At 44.8% G+C, this 9,488-nt stretch carries 12 protein-coding genes; 1 reads left to right on the forward strand and 11 read right to left on the reverse strand.

The window, feature by feature from the left end; all coding sequences use genetic code 11:
- Positions 1 to 112: 112 nt before the first annotated feature.
- Positions 113 to 286 carry a hypothetical protein gene (locus tag ASV53_RS25370; protein ID WP_189337802.1) on the reverse strand — a complete coding sequence of 58 codons (174 nt, stop codon included), beginning with the start codon at positions 284 to 286 and terminating at the stop codon, positions 113 to 115.
- A gap of 226 nt (positions 287 to 512) precedes the next feature.
- On the opposite strand from ASV53_RS25370, the gene ASV53_RS00875 reads away from it, so the two are divergent.
- Complete coding sequence (locus ASV53_RS00875; RefSeq protein WP_094955748.1) at positions 513 to 1,370, forward strand: helix-turn-helix transcriptional regulator; 858 nt, start codon at positions 513 to 515, stop codon at positions 1,368 to 1,370.
- Between the two features lie 29 nt (positions 1,371 to 1,399).
- Here the strand turns inward: ASV53_RS00875 and ASV53_RS00880 are convergent, their stop codons facing one another.
- From ASV53_RS00880 to ASV53_RS00925, 10 genes are all read right to left on the reverse strand, one after another.
- A complete protein-coding gene (locus ASV53_RS00880) occupies positions 1,400 to 1,786 on the reverse strand; it encodes a thiol-disulfide oxidoreductase DCC family protein (RefSeq protein WP_094955749.1) in 387 nt (128 codons plus the stop codon).
- 215 nt (positions 1,787 to 2,001) lie between these two features.
- Positions 2,002 to 2,445 (reverse strand): F0F1 ATP synthase subunit epsilon, encoded by a 444-nt coding sequence (locus ASV53_RS00885; RefSeq protein WP_062688833.1) that lies wholly within the window; start codon positions 2,443 to 2,445, stop codon positions 2,002 to 2,004.
- Between the two features lie 10 nt (positions 2,446 to 2,455).
- The gene (gene atpD, locus ASV53_RS00890; protein WP_094955750.1) at positions 2,456 to 3,841 is read right to left on the reverse strand and encodes a F0F1 ATP synthase subunit beta; all 1,386 of its coding nucleotides are present in this window, start codon (positions 3,839 to 3,841) and stop codon (positions 2,456 to 2,458) included.
- Between the two features lie 74 nt (positions 3,842 to 3,915).
- The gene (atpG, locus tag ASV53_RS00895) at positions 3,916 to 4,791 is read right to left on the reverse strand and encodes a F0F1 ATP synthase subunit gamma (RefSeq protein WP_094955751.1); all 876 of its coding nucleotides are present in this window, start codon (positions 4,789 to 4,791) and stop codon (positions 3,916 to 3,918) included.
- A 53-nt stretch (positions 4,792 to 4,844) separates the two neighbouring features.
- Positions 4,845 to 6,386 (reverse strand): F0F1 ATP synthase subunit alpha, encoded by a 1,542-nt coding sequence (gene atpA / locus ASV53_RS00900; protein WP_062688831.1) that lies wholly within the window; start codon positions 6,384 to 6,386, stop codon positions 4,845 to 4,847.
- A 13-nt stretch (positions 6,387 to 6,399) separates the two neighbouring features.
- The gene (locus ASV53_RS00905; protein ID WP_094955752.1) at positions 6,400 to 6,948 is read right to left on the reverse strand and encodes a F0F1 ATP synthase subunit delta; all 549 of its coding nucleotides are present in this window, start codon (positions 6,946 to 6,948) and stop codon (positions 6,400 to 6,402) included.
- A 13-nt stretch (positions 6,949 to 6,961) separates the two neighbouring features.
- A complete protein-coding gene (locus tag ASV53_RS00910) occupies positions 6,962 to 7,432 on the reverse strand; it encodes a F0F1 ATP synthase subunit B (RefSeq protein ID WP_062688828.1) in 471 nt (156 codons plus the stop codon).
- Between the two features lie 52 nt (positions 7,433 to 7,484).
- Positions 7,485 to 7,721 (reverse strand): F0F1 ATP synthase subunit C, encoded by a 237-nt coding sequence (gene atpE, locus ASV53_RS00915; RefSeq protein ID WP_004730405.1) that lies wholly within the window; start codon positions 7,719 to 7,721, stop codon positions 7,485 to 7,487.
- A 49-nt stretch (positions 7,722 to 7,770) separates the two neighbouring features.
- Positions 7,771 to 8,541 (reverse strand): F0F1 ATP synthase subunit A, encoded by a 771-nt coding sequence (gene atpB, locus ASV53_RS00920; protein WP_094955753.1) that lies wholly within the window; start codon positions 8,539 to 8,541, stop codon positions 7,771 to 7,773.
- A 1-nt stretch (position 8,542) separates the two neighbouring features.
- On the reverse strand, positions 8,543 to 8,941 hold the full coding sequence (locus tag ASV53_RS00925; protein ID WP_062688824.1) for an ATP synthase subunit I: 399 nt from the start codon (positions 8,939 to 8,941) through the stop codon (positions 8,543 to 8,545).
- Positions 8,942 to 9,488 lie beyond the last annotated feature (547 nt).

The raw sequence follows: 9,488 nt of genomic DNA on the forward strand, positions 1-9,488 counted from the left end.
AATATACAAGAGCGAAGCGGCCAATTTTAGTTGACCACTACAGTGGCTGCTGAATATGAACGAATACTGATTAAAGCCCCCTGTTTATCATAAGCGGGGGGATATTGAGGTATTATTTTTGCTGTAAACTTCGCGCTAAATCTTTCCGATAATCGTCATAAGAAGCGTAGCCATATAGTCGCCACATATCTGTGCTTTTTAACCCATACCGATAAACACACTCTGCAAGCCATTGTTGACGATTAATAGCGATAAGCTGTTCTATTTTTTGTTTAAGTGATGTCATCTTAGTTCTCCAATGTGGTGGACATTGAAAGTATATGGACCTCAACTCACAGCAAGAGTATTCAACGAGCAAATAGCAGTACTTTTCGCGCAACAAGAACATCCAAACTTTATTTTAGGTATAATTTCAATACTAAAAAATCACCAAGCAAACATGAGTGATACGAAGTAATGAAGACTAAGCCGTGAGAACTAAGCAGTGAAGACTAAGTAGTGAGAACTAAGCGATGAAGGGATACCTTGAAAAAGTGCCGCAACGAATTTGTGCCTCTTGGCGATACCGAAAGATCGTTGAAGGCACTAAAAGCTATGGTTGGCACCGACACAAAGAGTACGAACTCGCCATTCATCGTCATTTTTCAGGTAGCTGCTTTGTCGGCCACCACCAAAATGAGATTAACCATAATCACATGGTATTTATCGGCCCAGATCTCCCTCATGCGATTTATTCCAACGCCGATGGGGAGCATACTCAGTGTGAGACGCATGTTATTTGGTTTCGTAAAGAATGGGTTCATCAACTCATCGCTTGTTGCCACGAGCTAGAACCATTAAAACGGTTACTCTCAAATGCTAGCCACGGCATACAGTTTTCGACAGATACAACAGAGCGCGCAACACAATTGTTAGAAGGTGTAATTGAACTGCCACCTCACCAACAACTCACCACACTATTTTCATTGTTCTCACTGCTGCTTGAAGATAAACAAGCGCAGCAGCTCATTAATGTTGTGGCACCCGTTGATGAAGACGAAAGAATAAGTGAGCGTATTGGTAGAGCCGAGGCATTTTTGATGCAAAACTTTGCAAATGATATTGCCGTTAACGATCTGGCTGAACATTTATATATCAGTGAGAGTAGCGTTCGAAGGTTGTATCAAAAGCACTACAAGGAAAGCTTCAGCCAACACTTAAAGAAGATCAGGCTAAATGTCGCCTGCGATCTACTGATGAATACCAGTTTACCGATAAATATCATTATCCAAAAAGTAGGCTACGATAACCAAGCAAATTTTAACCGTCAGTTCAAAGCATACAAGCATGTTACGCCGACGGCTTATCGGGCGGCGATGAAAAGAAGTTAATAAACTAACGTGATTCAATCCGAAGTTGATTACCGTGAACATGTCCCACTATCACAACGCGATTTACCGGTTAACCAGTATGAAAATCGGTATCTGTTTCTAGCAAAGTACAGGTAAAAACGATCGGCTAGTGGCTTAATGAGAGGCCAACGTAACGGTGCGTATAACCAGCCTCGCCCGACGAGTTGCCATGCACGGTATGTGACATCTAACCCCAGTAATAACCGCCCTTTATCATCTAACGCGTGTAGCACTGTATTGGCTGCATTCGCATCTATTTGTGGGTAAGCACTGAAGGCGTCACTGTAGATATCCACGGTCTGAATGAAATGCTGTTTGTCTCTTGCAGCTAAAGCCGCCATTTCTTTTGAACAAAGCGGGCATGTGCCATCATAAAATACCGTTAGTTTGGTCATTACAAATTTCGTCGCTATGGGTAACCTATACCCTAGTGTACGCAGTTAAACACCTTTAGATCATCAGCTCGATTAATTCCACGCAAAAAAAAGGCCCCGAACTCATCACTGAACGGGGCAAGACAACTCTGGAAATGAAATTTAATTAGCTTTTCTGAAACCGTATTTCAATCTGGACAGCGGTCGGTAATCCGTGTCCAGACTGCAATATCGGTCTATCGGCGCCTCTGTTTCTGGCTTAATTCAACAGCACGAAGTTGCGCCATTGCTTTTGCCAAATCCATTTGCGCCTGTGCGAAGTTCACATCGTTAGCATGCTTAACAATGTTCTCTTCTGCTGCACGGCGTGCCTCGTCCGCGCGGGCTTTGTTGATATCCTTCCCGTGCATAGCTGTATCAGCCAACACGGTTACTACTGAAGGTTGTACTTCAACAATCCCACCCGAGATATAAAGGATTTCTTCAGGATCCTTTAGACCGGTAACGAAACTCGCCACACCTGGTTTGATCCCACTCAGCAAAGGAGAGTGGCCCGGGCGAATACCTAACTCACCATCGAACCCTGCAATCGCCAGCGCATGGGCTGGACCAGAAAACAGTGGGCCTTCGGCACTCACAATGTTGAGCTGGAACGTATTGTTAGTAACGCCAATTGCCATAACTTCCTCTCTATACTTGCTTCGCTTTTTCAATTACTTGATCGATACTGCCGCAGTACAGGAATGCCTGCTCCGGAATATCGTCATACTCGCCGCTTAGCAGCCCTTTGAAGCCTTCGATAGTTTCTTTAAGAGAAACGAACACCCCAGTCTGACCCGTAAACACTTCAGCAACGTGGTAAGGCTGAGTTAAGAAACGTTCAATTTTACGAGCACGAGAAACAGTTTGTTTATCTTCTTCAGACAATTCGTCCATCCCTAGAATGGCGATAATATCTTTGAGCTCTTTGTAACGTTGCAATACAGTTTGTACACCACGAGCAACTTGATAATGCTCCTGACCTACAATCAGCGGATCAAGCTGACGTGAGGTAGAATCAAGCGGATCAATCGCAGGGTATAAACCAAGCGCCGCAATGTTACGTGACAGTACAACCGTGGCATCTAAGTGCGCGAAGGTGGTTGCTGGTGATGGATCCGTTAAGTCATCCGCAGGTACATATACCGCTTGGATCGAGGTGATCGAACCTTTCTTAGTCGAAGTGATACGCTCTTGCAGTACACCCATCTCTTCAGCCAACGTAGGTTGGTAACCTACCGCTGATGGCATACGACCTAACAGTGCCGATACTTCTGTACCCGCCAAGGTGTAACGGTAAATGTTATCGATAAACAACAACACATCACGGCCTTCATCACGGAAACGCTCAGCGATGGTCAAACCCGTTAAAGCAACACGTAGGCGGTTACCTGGAGGCTCGTTCATTTGGCCGTAAACCATGGCTACTTTGTCGAGTACGCCCGCCTCTTTCATCTCGTAATAGAAGTCGTTACCTTCACGGGTACGCTCCCCTACACCAGTGAACACAGACAAACCTGAGTGTGCTTTTGCGATGTTGTTGATAAGCTCCATCATGTTGACGGTTTTACCCACACCCGCACCACCGAATAGGCCGATCTTACCGCCTTTCGCAAACGGACAGATCAAGTCGATAACTTTCACGCCGGTTTCAAGCAGTTCAGCGCTATTGGCCTGATCTTCATACGAAGGCGCGTCACGGTGAATGGCGTAAGTCACTTCTTCGCCTATCTCACCGCATTCATCAATCGGTGTGCCTAGCACGTTCATGATCCGCCCTAACGTTGCTTCACCAACTGGAACCGAGATTGGTGAACCACTGTTTTCAACAGTTAAGCCGCGACGCAAACCGTCTGATGAACCCATTGCAATACAACGTACAACACCACTACCAATTTGCTGCTGGACTTCCAGCACTAGCGAGGCGTGATCGCCATCAATAATATTCAGCGCATCGTACACACGTGGTACGCTGCTTTGGCTAAACTCTACGTCAACGACCGCGCCGATGACTTTAACAATTTTTCCCGTACTCATTTGTTATCCTCGGAAATTCATTTATACCAATCGGAGTAAGTAAGTGTTCAGACTCTTACTTAGTTAGCTTGGTATTACACGGCCTGGGCACCAGACACTATCTCACTCAACTCTTGAGTGATCGCTGCCTGTCGAGCTTTGTTGTATACCAACTGAAGATCATTAATCAGGGCGCCTGCGTTATCGGTGGCCGCTTTCATTGCTACCATTCGGGCTGCTTGCTCACACGCACAACTTTCTACTGTTCCCTGATAGACCTGCGATTCGATATAACGCAGCATTAGTTCATCCAGTAACGCCTTGGGATCTTGTTCATAGATATAGTCCCAACGACCTGCCGACTTTTTACTATCCGCATTATCGGCTTGTGCCAACTCAGGCCGAGGCAGTAACTGTACAACCTGCGGCTTTTGCACCATGGTGTTGACGAATTCGTTGTACACTAGGTGTAAGCGATCAATTCTGCCTTCGTCGTAATGTTCCAGCATGGCTTTTACTGGACCAAGTACATCTTCCAACTTAGGCTTGTCACCCAGACCCGAGGTCTGAGCAACAACATTGCCGATGCGGTGGAAGAAAGAGATGGCTTTCGAGCCAATCAGAGAAGTATCAACTTCTACCCCTTTTTCTCGCCACTGCTGCATCTCGACCAGTACTTTCTTAAACAGGTTGTTATTCAAACCACCACACAATCCTCGATCAGAAGAAATAATGATGTATGCGACCCGCTTAATCTCGCGTTCTTCAAGATATGGATGCTTGTACTCCAGCGAGCCTGAAACAACGTGGCTGATCACCTTACGCATGTTGTCTGCATAAGGGCGCGTCAACACCATGTTGTCTTGCACCTTACGCATTTTGCTCGCGGCAACCATTTCCATCGCACTGGTGATCTTTTGGGTGTTTTGAACACTACCGATCTTGGTGCGAATTTCTTTTGCGTTTGCCATTTTTCGCTCCTGTCTACCTTGTTGCTACACCGCTGAGCGGCTTACCCTGACGATCAAAACGACTGGGTATCCATGAAGGTCTTCAACAGGTTGTGCAGACTGGCTTCAATCTCATCGTTATAGTTACCCGATGCATTGATTGAAGTGAGTAACTCAGCTTGAGTGCTCTTAGCAAAAGCCATTAACTCTTCTTCAAACTCACCAACCTTCGCCAATGAAATACCATTGAGATAGCCTTTTTCGGCAGCAAAGATGGCTAGTGCCTGCTCAGCAACTGACATTGGTGAATACTGCTTCTGCTTCATCAGTTCTGTCACTTTCTCACCGTGATCCAGCTGCTTGCGGGTTGCATCATCCAAATCAGATGAGAACTGAGCAAAGGCTGCCAATTCGCGGTATTGCGCTAGCGCGGTACGGATACCACCAGACAATTTCTTGATGATCTTGGTTTGAGCAGCACCACCTACGCGAGATACCGAGATACCTGGGTCAACCGCTGGGCGTAAGCCTGCATTGAACAAGTGCGTCTGTAGGAAGATCTGACCATCAGTGATGGAGATAACGTTAGTTGGAACGAATGCAGATACGTCACCAGCTTGCGTTTCGATGATTGGCAACGCGGTTAATGACCCCGTCTGTCCAGTGACTTCACCATTAGTGAAATGAGTAACATAGTCTGCGTTAACGCGAGCGGCACGTTCTAGCAAACGAGAGTGAAGATAGAACACATCACCAGGGAAGGCTTCACGGCCAGGTGGACGCTTAAGCAATAGTGAAATTTGACGGTAAGCAACAGCCTGTTTAGACAAGTCATCGTAAACAATAAGTGCATCTTCACCGCGGTCACGGAAGTACTCACCCATAGTACAACCTGCATACGGCGCCAGGTATTGCAGTGCTGCCGCTTCTGATGCAGATGCCACTACAACAATGGTATTTTGTAATGCATCGTTTTCTTCAAGCTTGCGTACTACGTTAGCAATGGTTGATGCCTTCTGACCAATAGCAACATAAACCGAGTAGATACCAGAATCTTTCTGGTTGATGATGGCATCAATCGCCATCGCTGTTTTACCTGTTTGGCGGTCACCGATGATCAATTCACGCTGACCACGGCCAATAGGCACCATGGAGTCAACCGCTTTGTAGCCCGTTTGAATAGGTTGATCAACCGACTTACGATCGATTACACCAGGAGCAATAATTTCTACCGGAGCAAAACCGTCGCTTTCAATCGCGCCTTTGCCATCGATGGGTTGACCTAGCGTATTCACAACTCGGCCAAGTAACCCCTTGCCGACGGGTACTTCAAGAATACGGCCTGTACCTTTTACTGTCATGCCTTCTGCAAGATCAGCATAAGGGCCCATAACAACAGCACCGACAGAATGGCGCTCAAGGTTTAATGCAAGTGCATAACGGCCACCCGGTAATTCGATCATCTCACCTTGCATTACATCCGCAAGGCCATTAATAGTGATGATACCGTCGCTGACAGAGATAATTGTGCCTTCGTTACGTGCCTGACTGGCTACGTTAAAGGTGGCGATCCGTTGTCTTATTAGATCGCTGATTTCATTTGAATTTAATTGCATATCTAGTACCTAATTACACCTCTAGGCGGATCGCAAGTCGATCAATAGCGCTTTTCAGCGAGCCATCAATCACCAGTTCACCAGCAGTGATCTTAATTCCCCCAACCAGCGATTTATCAACCTGGCAAGTCAGAGAAACAGTGCGGTTCAACTTCCGCTCCAGAGCTTGGCTCAAGCTCTTTGCTTGCTGCTCATCCAATGGTTCAGCCGTAACAACACAAGCCTCGACAGTGCGTTCAAAATCAGACTTGAACGTCTGGTAAAGCTCAGTAACCTGAGGCAATACCGCTAACCTGCCGTTCTCTGCCATTAGCTTGACCAAATTCTGCCCGTGCTCGTCAATGAGACCATCGCAGATAGCCAGAAAAGACTGGTTAAATGCATCGTGAGCATCTGGGCCAAGCATATCGAGTGCTTCAATCTGGCTGGCAACAATTGGCGCTTCGGCGACTTCTTTCATCACCACCAGCATGTTTTCCCAAGCTTCTAGTTGATCCGCATCGCGAGCATAATCAAACGCTGCTTTTGCGTAGGGGTAAGCAATGGTTTGTGAATCAGACATTCTTAGCCCCTTATTACAGATCGGTAATGATCTTATTGACCAATGCTCGGTTAGTGTCTGTGTCTAGCTGACGGTTAATCAGCTTCTCTGCACTTTCAATCACCAAGGCTGTCATTTCGTGGCGAAGTTCTTCGCGAATACGATTACGCTCACTTTCCAGCTCAGTTTGCCCAGCGGCAATAATGCGTGCTTTTTCTTGCTCCGCTTCGAGCTTGGCATCTTCGATGATCTGCGTACGACGTTTATTACCTTGTTCAACTAAACTACTGACTTGCTGTTTAGCATCATCAAGTAATTTGGCGCCATTGGCTTTTGCCATTTGTAGCTCTTTCGCCGCATACTCGGTATGAGACAGCCCTTCGGCGATAACTCGCTGGCGCTCATCAAGTAATGCAGTCAAAGGAGGCCAAACATATTTCATACAAAGCCAGACAAAAATCACGAATGACAGTGCCTGTCCTAGCATGGTGGCATTTAAGTTCATTCCATCCTCACTTTTGGTAACCCAATGTTGTTTAAAAGAGTGGTTGAATGACTTATGCCACAGCAAAGATGATGTACAGACCAATACCTACACCGATCATTGGTACCGCATCCACCAGACCCATCATGATGAAGAACTGAGTACGTAGCATTGGGGTCAAATCAGGTTGACGTGCCACACCTTCAAGATATTTACCGGCCAAGTTACCGATACCGCTTGCTGCACCCGCAGCACCTAAACCAATAAGCAGTGCACCCGCAACGTAAAGAACCGCACTAACAATATCCATGAATAACTCCGAATCTAATTGTGAAAAAATGAAACTAAAGAAAATAAAATCAATGTTGCTCTTCTACTGCCATTCCCAGGTAAACAATTGTCAGTACCATGAAAATGAAAGCCTGCAAGAACACGATTAAGATGTGGAACAGAGCCCACGGCACACTCAGTGCCCATTGCATCCACCAAGGCATTAATGCGATAAGAATAAAAATCATCTCACCTGCATACATATTTCCAAACAACCGTAAACCAAGTGAAATAGGTTTGGAGATCAGTGTTACTAATTCCAAAACAAAGTTCACTGGATACAACAGTGGATGAGCAAAAGGTTGTGTTGTTAGTTCTTTAATAAACCCAACTAAACCTTTATTTTTAAGCGTATATCCAATAATAAGAATGAATACACCAAGCGCCATCGACACAGGAACATTTATATCAGCTGATGGTAGGTCTCTGAAATGCTCAAAACCCAGAATACGTGCAATCATTGGCACAAAGTCTACAGGGAGCAAGTCAATAGCATTCATTAAGAACACCCATACGAATATGGTTAATGAAAGAGGACCTATTAATTTATCTTCTGTTTTAAATATTTCTTTTACTAGGTTATTAACAAATTCAAATGTGATTTCAATAAAACATTGCAGCCTACCAGGAACACCACTTGTTCCTTTAGTTGCAACATACCTAAACACACCAATAAAAGTTAAACCTAACACCCAAACCATGAACATGGAGTCTAAGTTAATACTCCAGAATCCTTCGCCTGCCGTGAGAAATGTCAGATGGTGCTCAATATATTCATGAGCAGAAGTAACTATTTCCACCTTACGTCATCCTAAATTGAGGTTTGTTAAGTATAGGGGTTAAACAACTTCCCATATAAGTCAGAGAGTAAGCGATAAGCATTACTATCTCATTGATTTCTATAAACCTAGAGACCAACAACATCAATACAGCGGTGTACGTCAATTTGATCGACTCATTAAACCATGCTAATTCACTGATGTGACTTCTGTTATTACGCTTAACTTTTACTGCAACAGCAAGCAAACCTAATAAAGAGGGAACAACAGCAACAGCAACGCCAATTAATGCTGACTCAACACTCAGGGAATCTCCCGACACTATTTGATATAAAATCACAGCAGCACCAACAATTGATTGTGCTAGCAATAATGATTTCACAACAGAAATAATATCTGAACCCGGGGAGTAACTTTCCATAGATATATCCTCTTACGTTAATTAATATTTAGCTAACCACCTCCCAAATATCATCAGATACAAAATAACTGACGCAATAATAAATAAAACCCAAAGTGTTTTTTTAAACTAACAAGGTAGACTAACTTCCGTTAGCTTAAATCTACTATATTAACTTCAACGCCAATGTGGCTTGTCTCTCTTCGCTAGTAACAGATCCGTTTCCGACTTCACCATCATTCCTAACGTAGTTGTAGGGTTTCTACTTTGACTGAGACTCCATACACACTGAGAATCTGTGAACTGTAGGCTTAAAACCTTGGTTCAGGCCTTCCCCACACTGTGGGTACTATGCCCTCTGCTGACTTCTTATCAATCTTCGTCTAGCATCACTGCTAGCCTAGTCTCTCAGACAATTGACAAGATCTCCCGAGGTAAGATGCCACCCTTTCCCATAGCTCTGCCTGATTTACATAATCACACTTCTGTTCGAGACTTCGGGCTATTCTATATGTTGCTAGGTTACCCAAGTTGATTATGCCTACTATCAGATTTCTGTTCGTCAAAG

The organism is Photobacterium sanguinicancri (assembly GCF_002265265.1).
Taxonomy (GTDB): domain Bacteria; phylum Pseudomonadota; class Gammaproteobacteria; order Enterobacterales; family Vibrionaceae; genus Photobacterium; species Photobacterium sanguinicancri.